Here is a 22,189-nt window from a genome sequence, read left to right as displayed (position 1 = left end):
AAAATTATACAAAATGGAACATTCAAATTCACATAAAAAAACCAATCCGTACACTACTTTTTTCTTGATGATAGGATTGTCGTTTGCTGCGATGTACATCACGATGTATTTAAATACGTATGCAATCGACCACGTTTATTTCAGTATGACTCGTTTCTATATGGTCTCTTTGGGAATTTCAACAATGGCGGTAATCATGCTATTGTTTATGTTGGGAATGTATAAAAACAAGAAAAAAAATACGGCAATTTTACTCGGAAGTCTTGTTTTATTTAGTTCGGCTTTATTTCTTGTTCGTATGCAAAGACCTATTATTGGTGATGTTTTGTGGTTAAAAGGAATGATACCGCATCACTCTATTGCAATATTAACCAGTGAACGAGCCGATATTAAAGATGCCGAAGTTAGAAAATTAGCAGAGGCCATTATTGAAGCACAAAGAAAAGAAATAGAACAAATGAAAGTAATGATTAAACGATTAGAAAATGAAAAATAATAAAATAATACTTGTTATTGCCGTCCAATTTATTTTTTTTAATATAAACGCTCAAAACGTTGTAAAATATGACTTAACCATAACCGACACAATTGTAAATTTTTCGGGCAAAGATAAAAGAGCTATTGCAGCGAACGGACAAATTCCAATGCCCACTTTAACTTTTACAGAAGGCGATATTGCCGAAATTGTTGTACATAATAAACTTAAAGAAAGTACATCTTTGCACTGGCACGGGTTAATATTACCCAATCAATATGATGGTGTTCCCTATCTGACTCAAATGCCAATTAAACCTGGTGAGACCTTCACTTATCGATTTCCAATTGTTCAGAACGGTACACATTGGTATCATTCGCATTCCGGTTTACAAGAACAAATTGGAATGTATGGCTCGATGATTCTCAAGAAAAAATCAGATGATCCAAATTTCAGAAAAGGGGTTGATGATATTCCTCAAATTCCAATTATTTTAAGCGAATGGACAGACTTAAATCCCAAAAACGTACATCGAATGCTGCACAACGCTTCCGATTGGTTTGCCATCAAAAAAGGAACAACCCAAAGTTATGCAGAAGCGATAAAAGCTGGTCATTTCAAAACTAAAATAACTAACGAATGGAAACGAATGTTAGCGATGGATGTGAGTGATATTTATTATGAAAAATTTTTAATTAATGGACAAAGTGAGAGCCAACTGTCGCAATTTAAAGCAGGGGACAAGGTTCGTTTGCGAATTTCAAATGCTGGCGCATCTTCTTATTTCTGGCTAAACTATGCGGGTGGAAAAATCACTGTAATTGCTAATGACGGTAATGATGTAGAACCTGTAGAAGTAGATCGATTAATTATAGGTGTATCCGAAACTTACGATGTTATTGTTACTATTTCGTCTAAAAACACTGCTTATGAGTTTTTAGTTACACCTGAAGACAGATCTAAATCCGCTTCAATTTATATTGGCCAAGGCATTAAACAATTGATAAGCCCGATGCCAAAATTAAAGTATTTTGAAGGCATGAAAATGATGAACGGCATGATGAATATGGACGGTTCTATGAACGATATGGGAATGGATATGTCCATGCAAAAAATGGATATGAATACGGTTATGTATCCAGAAATATCAGGGAAATCCATGGACATGAAGAAAGGAAAAATGGATATGAAAGATGATAACATGAAAATGGAAGGAAATGGCATGGACATGAAAGAACGTGACATGAAAATGGAAGGTATGGATCATTCAAAAATAGACCCTAAAAAAGAAGATATGAAAATGGAAGGTATGGATCATTCAAAACATTCCATGAATTCTGATATTGTAACCTTAAATTATTCGATGTTGAAATCGCCAACTGTAACTACGCTTCCAGCTTCTCCTTTGGGGGTTCCGGGGCTTCGCGAAATACGTTTTGAATTGAACGGAAATATGAACCGTTATGTCTGGAGCATGGATAATAAAGTGCTTTCAGAAGTCGATAAAATTTTAATTAAAAAAGGGGAAGTTATTCGTATCACGCTTTACAATAATTCAATGATGCGTCACCCAATGCATTTGCATGGTCATGATTTTAGAGTTTTGAATGGGCAAGGTGAATATTCGCCTTTAAAAAATGTTATTGATATTATGCCAATGGAAACGAACGTGATCGAATTTGAAGCCAATGCAGATGGCGATTGGTTTTTTCATTGTCATGTTTTGTACCACATGATGGCTGGAATGAACCGTGTTTTTAGTTATGAAGATTCAAAACCTAATCCATATTTGCCCAACAAAGAAAAGGCTTATAAAAAACTACAAGCCGAAAGCAATCAACTACATTTTATGGCCGAAAACGATTTTGCTACCAATGGAAACGATGGTCAAGCTATGTTTCAAAATGCAAGATGGAGTTTTGGAACCGAATGGCGATTGGGATATAATGATGCAAATGGTTACGAATCAGAAACACATATTGGGAGATACATTGGCAAAAATCAATGGTTTATGCCATTTGTAGGTTTTGATGTGAGGTATAGAAAATTAAAAAGCGGAGAAATAGAACAAAATTTGTTTGGTCAAAAAAGTACAAAAGATAAACGAATTCAAGCCAGTTTAGGATTTGCTTATACGCTGCCAATGTTGGTTATTTTTCAAGCAGAAATGTACCATGATGGGAATTTAAGATTGCAATTGATGCGCGAAGATATTCCACTAACTCCTAGATTAAGAGGAGCATTTATGGTCAATACTGATAAGGAATACATGGCTGGTTTTAAATATATTTTAGGAAAAAACATTGGGGTGACAACTCATTATGATAGTGATATGGGAATTGGTTTTGGTGTGAATGTGAATTATTAAACAGAATTATAAAAATCAATTCATAGTTTTAATAAATTTTTGTTTCCTTTAAAAAACTTCTGTCAGCAAAAGACCTCAATCAATAAAATGATTGAGGTCTTTATTTTTTATTTTGAATAGAAGATTAGTATTTCCAGCGGTACATATTTTTAAAACAACTGCATTTTATAAATCTAAATGAATTAAAATAATATTTAGAGGATAAAAAGAGATTACAAATCTTTTTTTTAGAATTATCTGGTCGCTAATCATCATGCTTTTATCTTTAGAAATAAATTATAGGATCAGAATGACATAAAATGCGATGAAAATAAATTTTTCCAAGTACATTTATACTGTAATATTAAATAAACAAAATAATGGAAGAATTGATAGAACTGATAAAACTTTCTGGTAATACAATAACTGTAAATAGAAATCAGATTCTAAAAACCAAAGAAAGCATTGATACTAACTTGTATTACGTAGTAAGTGGTAGTTTGAGAGTTTTTGCTTTAGACGGTGAAGAGGAACAAATTATTCGATTTGGTTACAAAGAAAATTTAATTGTTTCATTAGATTCCTTTTTTACAGGAAAACCTTCAAATCTTTTTATTCAGGCGCTTAAAAAAACTGTTATTAAAGTAATACCTAAAACACAAATTGATATACTCATAAATACGTGATCTAATGTATTTTTGTGGACTGCTATTTTAGAAAAATTAGTTATTGAACAAATGGAACGAGAAATAGATATATTGACACGTTCACCTAAAGATAGATTCCACAGAGTACTAAAACGTAGTCCGCAACTTTTCAAGAAATTCCAGATCGACACATAGCTAATTATTTGCGAATGAGTCCAGAAACTTTATCACGTTGAAAAAATTCTTGATTTAAATCAATGTTTAGAAATTAAATTTTACTGAATTTAGCTTAAATAGAAAAAAAAAAAATGCAATCAGAAAAAATTTTAGAATCCTTGATGGAGAAGACAAAACAAATCATTACAAAAGTTGAACCGCTTAAAGAATATGATTTACAAACTTTGACGTGGAGAGAAAATCGTGATTCATGGACTATTCTCGAATGTTTAGAACATTTGAATTTATATGGTGAATATTATCTACCTGAATTTGGATATTGCATAAAAAATTCTAAAAATAAAAATGATGAATATTTTAAAAGTGGATATCTAGGTAATTATTTTTCTATCACTATGTTACCGAAAGGCAAAATTAATAAAATGAAGACTTTCAAGGGCAAGAATCCAATTGATTTGAAGCTTGATAAAATAGTTATTGATAACTTTATCAACCAGCAAATTATTTTTTTAGAGTTGTTAAATCAAGCACGATATGTAAGTTTAAATAAAACGAAAGTTAAAATTTCAATTTCCAGATTTATACGATTAAAATTGGGCGATACACTACAATTCTACTGTAACCATATTATTAGGCATATTAATCAAATTGAAAAAATTGAGTTTGAAATGAAAAACGTCAACACATAATGAATATATAACGCTCTTCGAAAATTCTAAAATACAAAAATTGATATTTACTTTACTTTTATTCAGTATATTTAAAGCGATATGAAAGATACCAAAACTTCCACTGAAATTAAGCATGTCGATGATGAAGCTATGTCAATTCATAAGCGGAAGAGAGGCAAAGGCTATCAATATTTTGATGAGGAAGGTAATAAAATTAATGATAAATTAATCTTGCGTAGATTCCGAAGAATAGTTATTCCGCCAATGTGGAGTGATGTTTATATTTGCAAATGGGACGATGGTCACATACAAGCTATTGGTAGGGATGCGAAGGGTAGAAAACAATATATTTATCATTCTATATTTGAGAAGGCTAGGCAGGAGGAGAAGTTTGCAAAAATGAAAGATTTTGGAAAAGCATTACCTAAATTTAGAAAAAAAGTCGCTGAAGATATTGCATTAAAAGAATGGAGTAAAAATAAAATATTAGCATTGATCATTCTCCTTTTAGATGAAACTGGAATCCGAATTGGAAATAAGCAATATGCGAATCAAAATGGAACTTTTGGCTTGACCACACTAAGGCGAAAACATTTGACTTTTGAGAATAATCAAGTTGTACTTGAATATAAAGGTAAAAGTAGTAAAATGCTCCATGTAGAAATTGATGATTCTCAGTTGGCCAAATTAATTAAGAAGTCAGCTGAACTGCCAGGATTTGAAATTTTTAGATATAAAGATAGCAATGGGCAGTTTCAAGCTGTTGATAGCGAAGACGTAAATCAATATATTCATGCTTTTATGGGCAAAAAATTTAGTAGTAAAGATTTCAGGACTTGGGTCGCAAGCAGATTAGCGGTCGAACTATATCCGTTTGCCATTGAAGCCATAGGAAAGTCCAAAAAAGGAAAATTTAGTAATGCTCTTATCCGGATGGTTGCTGACGAACTTGGCAACACACCAATGGTTTGCCGATCTTATTACGTGCATCCTAACATACTACAAAAAATAGAATCAAAAAGCTTACCTAATACAACATATATAGACTCTGGAATTTCGCAATACAAACTCACAGCATCAGAGAGGGAAGTAATGAAGCATTTGTAAAATAGTATTGTAATGAATTAATTTTTAACGATCAAAATGATACCAGAGATAAATAAAAGCGATAAAATTAATTTTCTTAAAATTTTTTCGTCTAATTTTAAATAAGCCTTTTTTCCTAAATACAGTGCCGCGACAAAGAAGGGCAATACATATAATGAATTGTGCAATTCAATAGTTGTTAGAGCGCCTTCAGCAATCAATACTGAAATTCTCATTATAGATACGACGCCTAAAATTCCAAACATGGTGGCGCGAAATACCTTAACGTCATTTGTTTCGTTTCTAATAATAATGGCATACAGCGGACCGCCAGTTGAAAAAACTCCAGAGAAAAAACCGCCAAAAATGCCTAAAACAAATTGAATATTTGAGCTTAATTGTTTTGGATTTTTATTTATCAACGTATTTAAAACAAAAAAAATTATAAATAAACCAAGTGCTTTTTTTAAAATTGTTGGTTGACCAAACACCAGAATAATTGAGCCAATAATTAATCCTATAACTGAAGTTACTAAAAGTTTTCGTAACAATAATTTATCCATATTTTTCCATTCTCGATAAAAATACACTGGCGTGGAAATCGAATAAAATATTGAAATATAACAAACTGCCTCAACTAAAGGCATTACGAAAAGTAGAAAGGGCAACGCGACTAGGGCTCCAGCAAAACCGGTGATAGTTTGAACAAAAAATCCAAAAAATATTCCTAAAATTAGCAAAACAAGCATTAAATCCATAATGCAAAAGTAATGTTGCATCAAGTAAAACTAAAATTTATATAGCGGTGTAATGTGTTATTTACCAAATTAAAAAAGTAAATTTGGCCATATTAAAACTTTATTCATGGCTGATACAATTGATTTGAAGATTATTGAAAAATTGAAAATAAATTCTAGAATTTCGTTTGTAGAACTCGGTAAACATATTGGACTTTCGCCATCAAGTGTTAGAGAACGTGTACAAAAGTTGGAAGATTTAGAAGTGATAACAGGCTACAGTATTGAACTCAATAGTAAAAAATTGGGTTACGGGCTAGAAGTTGTAATACTCTTTAAACTATATAGTGGAAAGTTAAACTTGTTTTGTGATGTACTACAAGATTTTCCAGAAATACTTGAAATTTATCGCATTACTGGGGCACATAATATTTTTATGAAAGTAATTTTGACAGATCAATTGCATTTGCAACAATTTATAGACCAGCTCTTAATTTATGGTGAACCAACAACGCACTTAATACTATCGAATCTAAAAGATGATAAACTAAATGGAAATCGTTAGGACGCTAATAAAAAGTACATGAATATGCTATTATCATTTTGAACTATAATTTATATTATGTAAAATAGAGTTTTTGTAACACCTAGAAATTTAAACATAAAAAAAGCATTACCTACTGGCAATGCTTATAAGTAAAAAATTATATTCTCTTTTATTTTACTGACATTGGAATATTCCAGTTTGCCCAATCTAGAACAACTTTACTTTTCTCTACCTTATAAACTAATTTTTCAGTAATCGTCTTAGTAGCTTCTGGTTTTACAGTTACCCTTAGTTGATCCTCTTTTTCTTTGTATTTTCCAGAACCCCATAATTTGGTTTCTTTATTAAAAATGATTGTACATTCTTTTTCAGATGGAATCACAAAAAATGAATATGTTCCTGCAGGTAATTTCGAACCTTCAATCATTAAATCCTTATTTGTTTGAAATGTTGTCGCTTCATTTGCACCAGCACGCCAAACTTGGTTAAAAGGGACCAATCCTCCCCAAATTTCTCTTCCATTCACAGATGGACTGCCATAATTAATGGTAATTGTTGCATCATTAATTTTACCTGTAGCAACTTCTTTTGTGCTTTTAGGCTTTTCTTGAGCTGTTGAGATAGCTACGATAAATAACGTGATAAATGATAAAAGTATTTTTTTTCTTAAATTCATGATTAAAATATTTTAAGTTATCTAATAAAAGTAACACAACTTGTACAAAATCAACTGAATATCGCACTTATTTTATGAATAAATTAAGTATTTTGTAATTTCATAATTTTGAAATCACATTGGTGACAATAATATTTTTAAAATTCTTATTTTTACAGACTATACTTATTTTGTAATAAATTATGAATACAATTGCCGAACAAATCGCTGATTTCTTAAAGGAATATTCACCTTTCAATCATTTGACATTTGAAGAATTGTCAGAAATTGCTAATAGCATTCGCGTTATTAATCTTGATAAAAATAAGGAGCTATTTCAGGTAAATGATATTTTACATGACAGTTTTTATGTGGTTGCTTCGGGAGTTATTAATTTATCTGTTATTGCTGATGCCGAAGAAACGTTGCTTAATAAATGTAATGCAGGTGATATTTTTGGTTTACGTCCGTTTTTTGCCAAAAACAATTACATGATGACGGCTAAGGCTCGAGAGGAAACTATCATTTACGCGATTCCAATTGTTACGTTTCGTCCATTTGTTGCAAACAATTCACAAGTATTAAATTATTTGTTAGAGAGCTTTGCAATAAACACCAGAAATCCAAAAGACAAAGCGAATTTATTTGGAAAACTAATATCTGACACCGTTTATTATTCTGATCAGCAGTCAGAAATGCAATATTTTCAATCCTTGTCATATACCGTTAGTCCTTTAATAACTAAAAAAAGTACTACTGCTCAAGAAGCTTCTTTGTTAATGACCGAAAGCTTAAAAAACAACATTCTTATCATCGAAAATGATTTACCTGTTGGCATAATTACTGACACTGATATGCGCTCAAAAATCGCCACCGGTCGTTATCCACTAACTGTTTTAGTAGATAAAATAATGTCTTCACCGGTTATCACCGTTATGGAAAACATCTCTCTTGCAGAGGCTCAATTGCTAATGTTGAAGCACAATGTTACTCATTTATGTGTTACCCTTGATGGAACAGATAAATCGGCCATTAAGGGAGTTATTAATGAGCACGATTTGATTATCGCTCAAGCCAATAATCCAGGCGTTTTAATTAAAGAAATTAAACGTTGTCAAACATCTAAGGAAATAAAACTAATTCGGGATCGACTAACCGATTTGATTCAAACATCGATTACCAAAAACATTCCTATTTCTCATATTTTTAATATTGCCAGCGAAATTAATTTAGCAATTATCAAGCGCTCTGTTGAGCTGTCAATTTTTGAATTAGGCTCTCCTCCCGCTCGTTTTGCATGGCTCAGTATAGGAAGTCAAGGTAGAAAGGAACAATTGCTTTTGACAGATCAAGACAGTATTTTGATTTTTGAAGATGTAGCTGCAGATAAATATCGTGATGTAAAAGACTATTTTCTAAAATTAGCAAAAAAAACAACTTCCATTTTAGAGAAAATTGGATATGAATTTTGTCCAAATGGTCACATGGGAAGCAATCTAATTTGGTGTAAATCACTAACTGATTGGACTAAGCAATACGATAGTTGGATGAATACCCCAGGTGAAAACAGTAACGAAATTAGTAGTATTTTCTTTGACTATGAGATTGCTTTTGGTGAACAAAAAATTGAAGATGCCATTACAAACATTATTTTTAAAAATGCTAAAAACAATACACTGTTGTTTGATTTTCTGGGAAATGACGCCCTTAGAAAAAATTCACCACTGAGTTTTTTCAAAAATTTTAATGTGGAAGATGATGAACCCAATAAAAATAAATTCGATATAAAAACCCGAGCATTGTTACCACTAATTGACGGTGCGAGATTGTTTGCTTTATATTTCGAAATAAGAGGAATTAACAATACTTTCCAGCGGTTTAAACAATTTGCCATCACCGATCCTAAACATTCTGAGGTGTACCTGAAATGTGCTGAAGCCTTTTTAACTTTATCAAAATTTAGAACTTTAGAAGGCTTAAAAAATGATAATTCAGGTCAATATATTAATTTAGAAGAACTTACTAAAACTGATCGTGAAAAGCTAAAAAATGCGCTTTTACCTATGAAAGAACTAGAAGATTTAATTAAAAGCAAATTTCAACTAACTCAATTTTCATAAATATGATGGACTGGTTAAAATATATTAATAAAGATTATCCTGAATTTTGGAAAAATTACATTTCTACATTTGAAAATAAATCTTCGCGATATGTAATTATATCAACAGAAACATCAGGTTTGAGTCCATTAAAGGATGTTATTTTATCTGTTGGCTCTTTTGCCGTGGTAAACAATAGTATTTTAATAGGCGATAGTTTTGAAGCTAATTTACTGCAATATAAATATTTTCATGATAATGGATTAACCAATGAATTTATGGTTGAAAGTAAGTTGAAAAAACAAAGCGAGCCAGAAGCAATTAAATCTTTTATTGAGTTTATAGGTAGTTCCACTTTGGTTGGACATCATGTAAACTTTGACGTAGAAATCATTAACGCCGCATTAGAAAGATTAAATTGCGGTCGGTTAAAAAATGAAGCTTTAGATATTGACGTTATGCACCGTAAACTGCATGATATCAGCGAGAAACAATTTTCGCTAGATGAACTTTGCAAAATTTATAATGTTCCAGTAAGCGACCGAAATTCTGCGGCGACTGATGCGTACAAAACTGCGATCTTATTCTTGAAATTAAAGTCGAAATTAAATCTTAGATAATTAAAAGGGCAACATTGTCACAGCCTCCCAAAATCGTCCATGGTGCGAAATAGAAACAGGTTTTACAACTAATGATACATTATCAAAAATAGAAGGAATTCCGTTTATTTTACTGATTTTAGTGGCTACGTCTATCTTTTCTAAATACTTAAAATACTCTTTTTCAAGAACTGCGATCGTATATATAAATTCCTTCGAAACAAAGGTTTGCGTGTAATACAAAAAACCCTCACAACTTACGGTGCCTTTACTTTGATCTTCATAAAAGCAAACTAATTTAACTGGATTGAATCCCCGAAAACCCGTTTCTCTATTGTAAATTTTGTACGCTGCTTCCTTTCGAGTCCATAAATTCCAAACCATCTCCTCTGAGTTTTTGGCATTTTTAATTAGCAATTGCTCTTTTTGCGTAAAAATTTTTTCTAAAAAACCTTTACGTTGCCAATTGCTTTCTTTTTTTGCTAGGGCTAAATCCACAATGTCATTCCCAATCATCTTCTGTTACAAAAAAGTTAGTTTTTTTCGCCTACTTTAGTTTCAATAATTTCGATAGCAGCTTGAACATTAACCATGCGTTCCATCGATTCATTATCAATTACAATATTATATTTTTCCTCAATATCTAAAACAACGTCAACTAAATTAGCCGAATTTATTTTCAAATCATTAATAAAATCTGTTGTTTCTGTCAGCGAATTTAGCGCTAACTTATCATTTACATACGGTTTAATAATTTCTTTTAACTGCTCAATTATTTCTTGTTTTTGTATCATTTAATTTTATTTTATTGTAACTTATTTTTTAGAAATTTTTTGACAAATTTTGATTTTTAAATTAAGGATTTTAATTTCTAGAGATAAAATTTATTTTAATAAATCACTTTAATCATATTTTTTTATTGGTTAAATTTCCTAAAAATCACGCAACCGTTTACATCTCCAAAGCCAAAACTGGCTTTCGCCAAGATTTGAATGTCATTTGCAACTAATTTTTGTGGAATTCTAGCTTCATCAATGATACTACTTATTTCTGGATGCACATCAGTACAATTAATATTTGGAAAAATAAATCCATGATGCACCTGCAAAACTGATGCGACACTTTCAATGCTTCCGGCTCCTGATAAACAATGCCCAACCATTGATTTAAGTGAATTTATATATGGAAAATTATCGCCTTTTCGCTTTAAAGCTTCACTCCAATTTTGAATTTCTAAACTATCTTTGGATGTAGCGGTCAAATGTCCATTAATGACGTCAATATCGTTTGAGTGAATTCCCGAACTTGCTACAGCATCAATTATGCATTTTTGAACAGCAACTGGATTTGGAGCTGTCATTGTTCCTAATCCCCTTTGTCCACCAGAATTAATATTTCCTCCCAAAATTTCAGCATAAATCCTTGCTCCTCGGGCCAAAGCCGTTTCTAATTCTTCAATTACCAGCGCTCCCGCTCCACTTCCAGGAACAAAACCTGATGCTGTTGCACTCATAGGTCTTGAACCTTGTTCAGGCGAGTTATTGTGTTTGAAAGTACAAACTCGCATAGCATCAAATCCACCCCAAATATAAGGACCGGAATCGCTTGTGCTTCCAGCTAAAATTCGATTGGCATGCCCCGATTTGATTCGTTCAAAAGCCATCATAATGCTTTCGGTACCTGTGGTACATGCGGAAGAATTTGTGCTAACCTGATTGCCTAATCCTAATTTTCCACCAAGATATGCGCTAACACCACTATTCATTGTTTGCGCTACAGCACTGCTTCCCAAACGACGCGTTTGAAAATCATCAATTTTATAAATGCTTTCACGAAACTTGTCAATTCCAGAAGTTCCCGAACCAAAAATAGTTCCGCTGTCCCAATCTGGATTTTTGTTTTGTTCCACAGTTAAACCCGCATCTTTCCAAGCATCCATTCCCGCAATAACACCGTATAAAATTCCAGATGAATTGAAATTTCGAAGTTCTAATTCGGAAAAATAATTTAACGATAATTCATTTGAAATTTCCGGTTTCCCTGCAATTTGACAAGAGAATTGCAGTCGTTCTAATTCGGCATCATGCTTTATTCCTGAGATTCCATTTTTAATGGCATGAGTAAATGCATTGAGCCCTACTCCATTTGGTGCAACTACGCCAAGACCCGTTATTACTACTCTTTTATTCATTTAAACTCTTTAAAGCATTGAGATAAATTAAAAATTTTCATTAAATTTTTAGCATCGGGCTAATCTTTTCACAATTACAACCAAAGAAGGCCAAAAACATTCAAAGGGACGACTGATGAATAAACAATCAAATTTATAATAGTAACTATTTATTTTGTAAACTTTTTTCTAAAATATTATTTGCCCTTCAATTATCTGTAATTCAATCTATTAAGTTGAAAAATTTGCCGTTAAAATTAAAAATTGATTCACAAACTTTACACTTTCAATAAATTATTACACTATCATTCCCGCAATTGTACCGGAACAAACTACCTCGCCTTTTTGATTTTTCATTAAAACTTTACACTTCAATTTTCCAAATCTAAAATACATTTTTTCTGATACAACAGTTACTTTTTCCGTCGGAAAAACAGGTTTTAAAAATTCTATTTCATTTGATGTTAAAGCTATTACCGTTTCGTTTTTATATGTAGTATCTAATAAAAAAATACCCAGACAAACTAAACCAATTTGCGCCATCGTTTCTGTTAAAATAACACCTGGAGTTACTGGATTATCTTTAAAATGTCCTTTGTAAAACTCTAGATTTTCATCGAAAGTAAAAATTCCTTCTACTCCATTTTCATCAATATGAATGATTTCATCCACAAATAAAAATGGTTTCAAATACGGTAATTTTGATATAATTTCTTCAAACTTCATTCATGAAATATTATGATTAAGCACCGGTCAATAATTTTTTGTTCTAAAATTGCAATAAAACCCTTTGAGCTGAAAATCCTGGTCCAAAGCTTAGCATTAATCCTCTGCTTCCTTTTTTAGGACTGTCATCCATAATTCGCTCTAAAACATATAAAACTGTTGCGCTCGACATATTACCATAAAGACGCAAAACCTCTTTTGTATCTTTTATATTTTTTCCTAAATCAGAAAATAAACTTTCTACAGTTTGAACTATTTTCTTGCCGCCAGGATGAAAAATCAAATGATCTATATCCTCCATTTTCAAATTATTTTTTTCTAAAAAAGGATGAATAATATCTGGAAAATGGGAAGCAATAGTCTCTGGAACTTCAATATCCAACACCATTTGTAACCCTGAGTTAGTCAACTTAAAACCCATCATGTGAATATTATCATAAAAATGATACATTTCTTCAGCTACAATCTCTGGTCCATCATCATCTTCATGGGAGGAAAGTAATACGCATGCCGCTCCATCGCCAAAAATTGCTGCGCTAACGATATTGGACATCGAGAAATCATCTAATTGGAATGTTGCAGTTGGACTTTCGACAGCAATCACAGCCGCACGTTTTCCAGGATTGGCTTGCAAGAAATTTTTAGCATAAATAATACCCGATATTCCTGCGGCACAACCCATTTCCGTAACTGGAAGTCTGACAATATCTTGACGCAGTTTCAATTTATTGATTAAATAAGCATCAAGAGATGGAATCATAATTCCGGTACAACTCACAGTAATGATATAATCCAAGTCTTGCGGATTCCAGTTGGCTTTTTCCAGTGCTTTCTCTAATACTTTTTCGCCTAAATCGATGACTTCACGAACATAAATATCGTTTCGTTCCTCAAAGGATGTTTTTGTAAAAACCTCTATAGGATCCATTATCGAGTAGCGTTTATCAACCAATGCACCTTCAAAAATCTTTTTAACTTTTCTTATGAACCGCTCGTCTTGTCCGACTAACCACGAATCTAAAAAAGGAATGATTTCGTCAGTCGCTCTGGAATATTTGGGTAACTGTTTAGTTACCGTTTTAATTTTTACACTCATATTTTTGAAATTATCCACTGATATCGAAAAGCCCATTTCCAGTGAATTTTATAATTATTAAATTTTAATTTTTTGGAAAAGCTTTCTAATTCATTTCTTTTAAAACCTCTTAATATAGAAGTTAATCCGTCTTCTCTTGACATTTCATTCAATTGAAAAACAAAACATAAACCTTGAAATAAACGGTAAGCAAGCGCGCTTCTTTGCAAATCATTTATAACAATTCCAATTGCTGCATTCGAATAAAAAATTTGCAATAACTCATTAATTTCTTCCTCTTTAAAATGATGCAAAGTCAAGGTGCAAAGAACAATATCGTAATTTAGTTCTCGAAAAGATTCACTAAAAATATCTTGACAATTATAACTGATGTTAGAATAATTACTTGATAAATTTTTTGCATGTGAAACAGTAAAATTATTTGCATCAATTCCTATCAAACGAAAATTTAATTTATTTTCCAATGCAAAGTCTGCTAAATTGCGTAACATGTCGCCGTTACCGCAACCTACGTCTACAATCACGATTTCATCCGTTTTAGAAAATGATTTTAGCAAATATTGAACACCTTGTAACGTAAGCTTATTTCCTCCTAAAAGCTGATTAATTTTGGCAATTTTATCTAATGCATTTCGCAACAATTCACCTTCCATTTCGAAATCGTCCATTATTTCGGGCTTGTCTGTTCTATAATCGGTATTTAATGCCATTTATGAATTTATAGTTATTGGTTTGCCGTGCGTTTTTTTAATTATTAATGGCAATAAAGATGGAAATGTAATTAATATATGCATCATTAAAGCCGACAATTTTTGCTTTTGCATAATATTAGATAAAAATCTGCCCATTTTGAGGCGGTCTTTAAAATTAAAATTCCATTGCTCAATATACTTATTTTCTAATTCATTTCTTGAAATAATTTCCTTGTTGTAAAACTTTACTATTAATTCGGATACAATTTTTGCGCTGTGAATAGCCATTGCCATTCCGTTACCACATAAAGGATGAATCAATCCAGCAGTATCACCGATCATTAAAATATGATTTTCTACAGCATCTTTCTTTTCGAATGAAATTTGGCTTATCGTCAAATGTTTTTCAAAAATAAGTTTAGAATTTAGAAAGAGAGATTTTAGATAGGGATTTTTATAAAGGACATTTTGCTGATATTCATCAATGTTCTTATATTTTTTAAATGTTTTATAATCAGCTAAATAGCAAATATTAATGCTGTTATTCTCTACCTTAGAAACGCCGCAATAACCGCCCTTAAAATTATGCAAACCGACTAAATCTTTTGGAAAATTTCCAGAATAATGCGCTTTAATTGCTAACCAGGGTGATTTTTTTTCTATAAAATTCCGATTCAGTTTCTGATCAATATTCGAGCGTTTCCCAAAGGCACCAATAACGGTTTTAGCATTAAATACAAGATTATTTATCGTAGTTATTATAAATTCATCATTTTTAAAAACGATCGACTCAACACTGTTTTTAATTATTTCGCATCCATTTGCAATTGCTTTTTTATACAAGTATTCATCTAGAGTATAGCGGCTTACGCCAAAACCACCCAACGGTAAAGAACTCTCAATGAGCTTCCCAGAAACTGTTGAAAACTCGAGATCGGTAATTGCTGTCGGAAGCAAATCTGAAATATTTATATCAAGATAATTAAAATACGGTAAAACTTCATTAGATATGTACTCACCACAAACTTTATGTTTAGGATATTCATTTTTTTCGATTACGATAACTCTCAATCCAACTTTTGACAAATGTATAGCGGCAGTTAAACCTGCTAAACCTCCACCAACGATAACTATAGGTTTTTGTATCATTTATGTAAATTTAATAATTTAGTTTAATAGTCACTTTCAACATTTCATAAATTTTTTACGAAATTTTTGTAATAAAAAATTTAAAGAACTAGTTTTGTTTAACGTATGGAAAAAATTAATCAAACAAAATCACTATTGTTTCTGCCTGGGATATTGCTGGCAGTTTATTTTTGTGCGGGAATTCTTTTCGAACCGGTTCTAGTTGTTTATATAAAACCTTTTATCATTCCATCATTTATGATTTATGCGATAAAAAGCAACAGTCAAAAATTATCTAAATATTATTTGCTGTTTGTTTTTTTCTTTTATTTAAATGAGGCTCTTCTTTTGCTTTGGGAGCATTCCTTACAACTTTATAGAGCGGCATTGATAGCCTCTTTTTGCGGCTACTTTACACTTGCGTTTTTAGGTTACAAGTCTATTAAAAATGCAGATGTTCAAACAATACCAAGCGGTTATACACTTTTTATTTTAGCTCTAAATTGTGTTTTTTTATTTGCGATAATTTATCTTTTAGCATCTGTTATTACCGATGACTATATAAATATTATAATTATTTTTAATGCCATCAGTACTATTGTCCTAGGTGCTACGGCAGTTCTTTATCTTGGTAAATTTGGTGATAGTAAAGCATACTATTACTTCTTTGGTGCTTTTGCATTAATATTTAATGATGTGTTTGCTGCTATCGGAACTTACTTTGTAGGGAATATTTTCTTAAACACCTTAGATAGAGTTCTGCATTTTGCTTGTTTTTATCTTATTTTTCTGTTTGTCATTACTAAAAGAAAGAAGGAGGATAAAACTATAGTGATCACTCAAATTTAAACTGATTAACTATACTTTTTGATCCTTTATTTCATCTACAATTTCAGGATTGAGCAACGTTGAAATATCACCAAAATTAGAATAATCTCCTTCAGCAATTTTCCGTAGTATTCTGCGCATGATTTTTCCTGAACGTGTTTTTGGTAAACCTGAAACAAACTGAATTTTGTCTAATTTGGCTATCGGTCCAATGTGATCAGAAATATGTTGGTTAATCTCTTTTATAAGATTTTCTCTGTCACGATATTCTCCAGCTTCCTTCAAAATAACAAAACCGTATAATGCATTTCCTTTTACATCATGCGGGAATCCCACAATAGCGGACTCGGCAACTGCAGGGTGTTCATTGATCGCGTCTTCAATGGGAGCTGTCCCTAAATTATGACCAGACACAATTACAATATCATCAACTCTGCCGGTAATTCTATAATAGCCAACTTCGTCTCTTAAAGCTCCATCACCAGTAAAATACTTACCCGGAAATGCGGAGAAATAAGTGTCTTTATAGCGCTGATGATCACCCCAAATAGTTCTCGCAATTCCTGGCCATGGAAACTTTATACATAGATTTCCGGCAACTTGATTCCCTTCAATTTCGTTGCGCTTTTCATCCATAAGCACGGGCTGAATTCCTGGTAAGGGTAAAGATGCGTAAGTGGGTTTTGTTGGAGTTACGAATGCAATTGGAGAAATCATAATTCCTCCAGTTTCTGTTTGCCACCAAGTATCAACTACCGGACATTTTTTTGCTCCAACATGATCATTGTACCAATGCCAAGCTTCTTCGTTTATAGGCTCTCCCACCGAGCCAATAACTTTAAGAGACTTTAATTCATATTTTTGGACGTATTCTATATTTTCTTTGGCCAAAGCCCGAATAGCGGTAGGTGCTGTATAAAATTGTGTGACATGGTGTTTTTCAATTATTTCCCAAAAACGACTAAAATCTGGGTAAGAAGGAACTCCTTCAAAGATAACCGTTGTGGCTCCGTTCAATAAAGGACCATATAAAATGTAAGAATGACCGGTAATCCAACCGATATCGGCGGTGCACCAGAAAACGTCATTCTCTTGATAATTGAATACGTTTTTAAAAGTATACGCTGTGTAAACCATATATCCAGCAGTGGTATGAACCATTCCTTTTGGTTTTCCAGTTGAGCCCGAAGTATACAATATAAAAAGAGGATCTTCGGCATCCATTATTTCAGCAACGTTATTATCTGAAACTTCGTCTAAAAGTGGCTGTAACCAATGGTCGCGACCTTCTTTCATTGTTATCTCTGAATTAATTCTTTTAACAACGAGAACGCTCTCTACACAGGAACATTTTTCTAATGCTTCATCTATAATTCCTTTTAAATCTATCGTTTTACTCCCTCTAAATCCACCATCGGATGTGATGACCATCTTACATTCGCTATCATTTATTCGACTAGCAACCGCCGATGCGGAAAATCCAGCAAATACAACAGAATGGATTACACCAATACGGGCACAAGCTAAAGTTGTAATCGCTAACTCAGGAATCATTGGTAAATAAATACAAACACGGTCCCCTTTTTTTATACCTTGCTCTCGCAGTACATTTGCCATTTTGCAAACACGTTGATGCAGCTCATTATAAGTGATATGTAATGCTGTTTCAGATGGATTATTTGGCTCAAAAATTATTGCAGTTTTTTCACCTCTTTTCGCTAAATGTCTATCGATACAATTTTTAACAATATTAACTTTAGCTTCAGCAAACCATTTTATATTGGCTTCAACCATATCAAACTCGACAACTTTGTCCCATTGTTGATACCAAGTGAAATTTTCTTCTGCAATTTTTCCCCAGAACTTCCTAGGTTCACGAACTGATTTATTGTAGTGTTTGAAATATTGTTCTAAATTTTCAATTTTATAATAGCTCATGATTATTTTTTTTATAAAAGTATTAAATCTCAAGCTATTCTTAAAATTATTTAAATTAATAATCAGTAGTCAAAAAATAAACTCGGCAATAAAGATGCCATTTAAATCGGATTATATATAAAATTCTAAAACTTGTAAAAGGTTTTAGAATTCTTAATTCGAATAATAAAAACCCATAAAAAAGCCCGATGAATTACAAATTTATCGGGCTTAATTTAAAAAATTATTTTAATGACTTATTTTTTCAACCTCTAATGGATCATGTTTATGTTTGAACAACAGTGCAAAAGCTATTGCAATGACTAAAGCGTAAGTCGCAAAAGCCAGCCAGATGGTATGCCAGTCTTTCATCAAAACCGCTTTGCTAAATAGACCGTCAGTAGCAATTGAATTTCCTTGGCTAGTAATAAATTCTAACATTTTAGGATTTGTGGTTTCTGTTTCTAAAAAACCTGCAAGTTCTGATGTATTGCTAAATGATTTTGTAAAGTACTTATCAATCGCCCATCCTGAGGTAAAACTTCCTAAGACTGCTCCAAAACCGTTGGTCATCATCATAAATAATCCTTGCGCTGAGGATCTATTTTTAGGATCTGTATTCGTTTCTACAAATAGAGAGCCTGAAATATTAAAGAAATCAAATGCCATTCCGTAAACAACGCAAGACATAATAATCATCCATAAACCCGTTGTTGGATTTCCGTAAGCAAATAATCCGAATCGTAGTACCCAGGCAAGCATGCTAATCAACATCACTTGCTTAATCCCGAAACGCTTTAAGAAAAAGGGAATTGCGAGAATGAATAAAGTCTCTGAAACTTGTGAAATAGACATTATAATTGTAGAATATTCAACAACAAAAGAATCGGCATATTTGGGAAAATGTTTAAATTCATCTAAGAAAACATCGCCATAAGCGTTTGTCAGCTGTAAAGCTCCACCTAAAAACATAGAAAATATAAAGAACAACGCCATTTTATAATCAGCAAACAACTTAAAAGATTCTAAACCTAAGGTTTCCATTAAGGAAGCGTTCTTTTTTGACAAACGTTGTGGTTCACATTTTGGTAATGTAAAAGCGTAGATTCCAAGTAGCAATGCAGCTATGCCAGCAATATAAAATTGATATTCTGTAGCTTTATTTCCAGTCAAATTAGTGATCCACATGGCAACAATAAAGCCTATAGTTCCCCAAACACGTATGGGTGGAAAGTTTTTTACAACGTCTTTATTATTTAATTTTAAAGCCGAAAAAGAAATAGAATTGCTCAAAGCAATCGTTGGCATATAAAAACACATTGCTAAAAGCATAATGTAAATAAAGTTTTCAGGAGTTGTAACTTGTGGGATGTAGAACAAAACTCCAGCATATAAAATATGAAGAAATCCATATAATTTCTCTGCGTTAATCCATCTGTCGGCCATTATTCCAGTTAGTGTTGGCATAAATAATGACGCAATTCCCATAGTTCCAAACACCAATCCAAATTGAGTTCCGTCCCAATTTTTAGTACCAAACCAGTAATTTGCAATTGTAATCAACCAAGCTCCCCAAACAAAAAATTGAAGAAAACTCATTATGATCAATCTATTCTTAATTCCCATGTGATGAATTGTTTTATTTTAAAAAATAACAAGCGTAAAACTACTATTTAAAATGACATCTGCAACCTTTTACATCGATTTAGTATGCTCTTTTACTAAATCTAAAACGAGTTGAAATTGCTCTTCCCTATTCAAGTCCGAATTATCAATTTCAATAGCATCATCAGCCATTTTTAGCGGGGAATTTTCGCGGTGCGAATCAATAAAATCGCGGTCTTGCACATTTTTAAGAACTTCCTCGAATGTGATCTTATCTCCCTTTGCAATCAGTTCATCATATCGTCTTTGCGCCCTTGTAAGCAGACTTGAAGTCATAAAAATTTTGAGTTCAGCATCAGGAAAAACCACTGTACCTATATCTCTACCGTCCATTACAATTCCTTTATCTTCTCCCATCGCTTGCTGTTGTTCAACTAATTTGACCCGAACCTCAGAAATTTCTGCAACTTTACTGACTAAATTAGAGACTTCTATTTTTCTAATTTCATTTTCAACATTTATATCATTTAGATACATTTCGGCAAAACCTAAATCAGCATTAAATTGGAATTGTAATTTAATATATGACATACTTTTTATCAGTTTTTGTTTATCAAAAAAATCAATTGCAATAAAGTCGTTTTGCATAGCAAATAATGTCACTGCACGGTACATTGCTCCCGTATCTACAAATACATATCCTAAATGTTTGGCTAGTTGCTTTGCCAAAGTGCTTTTTCCGGTTGATGAAAATCCATCAATTGCGATAGTGATTTTTTTGTTCAAAATGTAAAGTTAAAGTTTGTCTAAAAATATTATTATTATTATTATTATTATTGTAGATTGACCGTCAAGCCAAAAAGACTCGTATTTGCTGCTAAGGTGTATCTTGAATAGGAATAGTTAAATTTGAGTTTATTCATTTTAAGCCCAAAACCCAATGAAATTCCCGAAAAATTACGTTGTTCTTCAATTCGCAATTCCTCAGCTCTTCTAAAATTATAACCAACCCGCAAATTTATAGCTTTTTTAGGGAAAAGCTCCACGCCCATGATTACATGTCGCAAAGCATTGTTCACAAATGAGACTTTTTCCTCAGTCGATTCTCCATTAAATGAAGATTGTGCTCTTGTAGGATTTGAAAAACTAATATTCCATTGCTGCAAGTTTTCGAGAGTAAGATGCCACCGAATAGGTACGTTTTCTAATTCCTGAGAAACACCTGCAATGATTTCTAGTGGTAATTTTTCCCGAATTCCATTGTAAGTTGAAAACTGAGTTCCAATATTTCGAATTGATAATGCCCAGTTTACATCATTTCGTTCATCAATATATAATGCTCCAATATCTACTGCTCCACCAAAAGATTGATACGATTCTAATGTTGAAGAAATCAGTTTTGCAGAAGCCCCAATATGAAGATCCGTAAAAGGAACATTATAAGAGTAGCCTAGATTGACTGCTATCTCGCTACCAGTAAATGATGCTGTTGCTTGACCATTTTCATCAAATCCATCAAAATTGCCATAGTTAACATAATTGACTCCAGCCTGAAAAGTTTGAAGATGACGATCATAGGTATAAGCATACGAAGCTGTTCCATAAGTCACTTCTCCAAAATAACTTCCATAATTGAGAGCTAACTGATTATCCATTTCTGCGTTTATAGTTGCTGGATTAAAATGAGCCTGATTGACATCATTGTCATAGATTGTAATTACTTTTCCACCAAGTGCTGCCTGCCGTGGGGAAGTAACTAAGTTCAAAAACTGATAAGTGTACCTTCCTCCTATTTGGCTGTGAGAAACAGCACAAATAAAAAACAGAAAGATAAATAAAAGTTTTTTAAGCATGTTTTAAAGGAAAGTTTGTAAGGAAAACGAAGATGCGAAGATAAAATTATAAATTTAATATAAATCAAAAAAAATCCAAATTCCAAGTCTTAAAAAGTAAGCTTTGGAAATCGGATTTTTATATTGAAAACCTA

At 32.3% G+C, this 22,189-nt stretch carries 21 protein-coding genes and 1 pseudogene; 9 read left to right on the top strand and 13 right to left on the bottom strand.

What is annotated here, in order from left to right; translation table 11 throughout:
- Positions 1–13 precede the first annotated feature (13 nt).
- The 5 genes and pseudogenes from BUB42_RS06445 to BUB42_RS06425 all read left to right on the top strand — a co-directional run bounded on the left by BUB42_RS06445 (position 14) and on the right by BUB42_RS06425 (position 5,424).
- Positions 14–496, top strand: a complete 483-nt coding sequence (locus BUB42_RS06445) for a DUF305 domain-containing protein (RefSeq protein ID WP_073018316.1) — start codon at positions 14–16, stop codon at positions 494–496.
- Positions 486–2,843, top strand: a complete 2,358-nt coding sequence (locus tag BUB42_RS06440) for a multicopper oxidase domain-containing protein (RefSeq protein WP_073018314.1) — start codon at positions 486–488, stop codon at positions 2,841–2,843. The genes BUB42_RS06445 and BUB42_RS06440 overlap by 11 nt, the downstream gene beginning before the upstream one ends.
- Positions 2,844–3,202: 359 nt before the next feature.
- Positions 3,203–3,705: pseudogene (locus BUB42_RS16905) on the top strand (Crp/Fnr family transcriptional regulator).
- A gap of 72 nt (positions 3,706–3,777) precedes the next feature.
- On the top strand, positions 3,778–4,335 hold the full coding sequence (locus tag BUB42_RS06430) for a DinB family protein (RefSeq protein ID WP_073018312.1): 558 nt from the start codon (positions 3,778–3,780) through the stop codon (positions 4,333–4,335).
- An 81-nt stretch (positions 4,336–4,416) separates the two neighbouring features.
- A complete protein-coding gene (locus tag BUB42_RS06425; protein WP_244533892.1) occupies positions 4,417–5,424 on the top strand; it encodes a DNA topoisomerase IB in 1,008 nt (335 codons plus the stop codon).
- 17 nt (positions 5,425–5,441) lie between these two features.
- Here BUB42_RS06425 and BUB42_RS06420 read toward each other — a convergent pair whose 3' ends face one another.
- Entirely contained in the window at positions 5,442–6,161 is a 720-nt protein-coding gene (locus BUB42_RS06420) for a sulfite exporter TauE/SafE family protein (protein WP_073018310.1), read from the bottom strand.
- 106 nt (positions 6,162–6,267) lie between these two features.
- Between BUB42_RS06420 and BUB42_RS06415 the strand changes: the two genes are divergently transcribed.
- Positions 6,268–6,705 carry an Lrp/AsnC family transcriptional regulator gene (locus tag BUB42_RS06415; protein ID WP_073018308.1) on the top strand — a complete coding sequence of 146 codons (438 nt, stop codon included), beginning with the start codon at positions 6,268–6,270 and terminating at the stop codon, positions 6,703–6,705.
- Positions 6,706–6,856: 151 nt separating this feature from the next.
- Here BUB42_RS06415 and BUB42_RS06410 read toward each other — a convergent pair whose 3' ends face one another.
- Positions 6,857–7,363, bottom strand: a complete 507-nt coding sequence (locus BUB42_RS06410) for a DUF2911 domain-containing protein (RefSeq protein ID WP_073018306.1) — start codon at positions 7,361–7,363, stop codon at positions 6,857–6,859.
- Between the two features lie 182 nt (positions 7,364–7,545).
- Between BUB42_RS06410 and BUB42_RS06405 the strand changes: the two genes are divergently transcribed.
- Positions 7,546–9,462, top strand: a complete 1,917-nt coding sequence (locus tag BUB42_RS06405; protein WP_073018304.1) for a DUF294 nucleotidyltransferase-like domain-containing protein — start codon at positions 7,546–7,548, stop codon at positions 9,460–9,462.
- Between the two features lie 2 nt (positions 9,463–9,464).
- Entirely contained in the window at positions 9,465–10,061 is a 597-nt protein-coding gene (locus tag BUB42_RS06400) for a 3'-5' exonuclease (protein ID WP_073018303.1), read from the top strand.
- Here the strand turns inward: BUB42_RS06400 and BUB42_RS06395 are convergent, their stop codons facing one another.
- From BUB42_RS06395 to BUB42_RS06365, 7 genes are all read right to left on the bottom strand, one after another.
- Complete coding sequence (locus BUB42_RS06395) at positions 10,062–10,556, bottom strand: 4'-phosphopantetheinyl transferase family protein (RefSeq protein WP_073018301.1); 495 nt, start codon at positions 10,554–10,556, stop codon at positions 10,062–10,064.
- Between the two features lie 17 nt (positions 10,557–10,573).
- Entirely contained in the window at positions 10,574–10,831 is a 258-nt protein-coding gene (locus BUB42_RS06390) for an acyl carrier protein (RefSeq protein ID WP_073018767.1), read from the bottom strand.
- A gap of 125 nt (positions 10,832–10,956) precedes the next feature.
- Entirely contained in the window at positions 10,957–12,231 is a 1,275-nt protein-coding gene (locus BUB42_RS06385) for a beta-ketoacyl-[acyl-carrier-protein] synthase family protein (protein WP_073018299.1), read from the bottom strand.
- A 276-nt stretch (positions 12,232–12,507) separates the two neighbouring features.
- On the bottom strand, positions 12,508–12,936 hold the full coding sequence (locus BUB42_RS06380; RefSeq protein ID WP_073018298.1) for a 3-hydroxyacyl-ACP dehydratase FabZ family protein: 429 nt from the start codon (positions 12,934–12,936) through the stop codon (positions 12,508–12,510).
- A gap of 43 nt (positions 12,937–12,979) precedes the next feature.
- Positions 12,980–14,032, bottom strand: coding sequence for a type III polyketide synthase (locus BUB42_RS06375; protein ID WP_073018296.1), 1,053 nt, complete (start codon positions 14,030–14,032; stop codon positions 12,980–12,982).
- Positions 14,029–14,742: a methyltransferase domain-containing protein gene (locus BUB42_RS06370; RefSeq protein WP_073018294.1), complete on the bottom strand. Its 714-nt coding sequence runs from the start codon at positions 14,740–14,742 to the stop codon at positions 14,029–14,031. The genes BUB42_RS06375 and BUB42_RS06370 overlap by 4 nt, the downstream gene beginning before the upstream one ends.
- Positions 14,743–15,873, bottom strand: a complete 1,131-nt coding sequence (locus BUB42_RS06365) for an NAD(P)/FAD-dependent oxidoreductase (protein ID WP_073018292.1) — start codon at positions 15,871–15,873, stop codon at positions 14,743–14,745.
- A gap of 105 nt (positions 15,874–15,978) precedes the next feature.
- Here BUB42_RS06365 and BUB42_RS06360 point away from each other — a divergent pair, with 105 nt between their 5' ends.
- Complete coding sequence (locus tag BUB42_RS06360; protein WP_073018290.1) at positions 15,979–16,701, top strand: hypothetical protein; 723 nt, start codon at positions 15,979–15,981, stop codon at positions 16,699–16,701.
- A gap of 9 nt (positions 16,702–16,710) precedes the next feature.
- Here BUB42_RS06360 and acs read toward each other — a convergent pair whose 3' ends face one another.
- From acs to porQ, 4 genes are all read right to left on the bottom strand, one after another.
- Positions 16,711–18,618, bottom strand: a complete 1,908-nt coding sequence (gene acs / locus BUB42_RS06355) for an acetate--CoA ligase (protein ID WP_073018288.1) — start codon at positions 18,616–18,618, stop codon at positions 16,711–16,713.
- Positions 18,619–18,846: 228 nt separating this feature from the next.
- Entirely contained in the window at positions 18,847–20,223 is a 1,377-nt protein-coding gene (locus BUB42_RS06350; RefSeq protein ID WP_073018286.1) for a nucleoside permease, read from the bottom strand.
- 69 nt (positions 20,224–20,292) lie between these two features.
- A complete protein-coding gene (gene cmk / locus BUB42_RS06345) occupies positions 20,293–20,988 on the bottom strand; it encodes a (d)CMP kinase (RefSeq protein WP_073018284.1) in 696 nt (231 codons plus the stop codon).
- A gap of 47 nt (positions 20,989–21,035) precedes the next feature.
- Entirely contained in the window at positions 21,036–22,055 is a 1,020-nt protein-coding gene (porQ, locus tag BUB42_RS06340; RefSeq protein ID WP_073018282.1) for a type IX secretion system protein PorQ, read from the bottom strand.
- Positions 22,056–22,189 lie beyond the last annotated feature (134 nt).

Source organism: Flavobacterium micromati (genome assembly GCF_900129585.1).
GTDB lineage: Bacteria > Bacteroidota > Bacteroidia > Flavobacteriales > Flavobacteriaceae > Flavobacterium > Flavobacterium micromati.
Note: the sequence above shows the minus strand (reverse complement) of the source record. Positions and strands in the feature narration are given on the sequence as shown.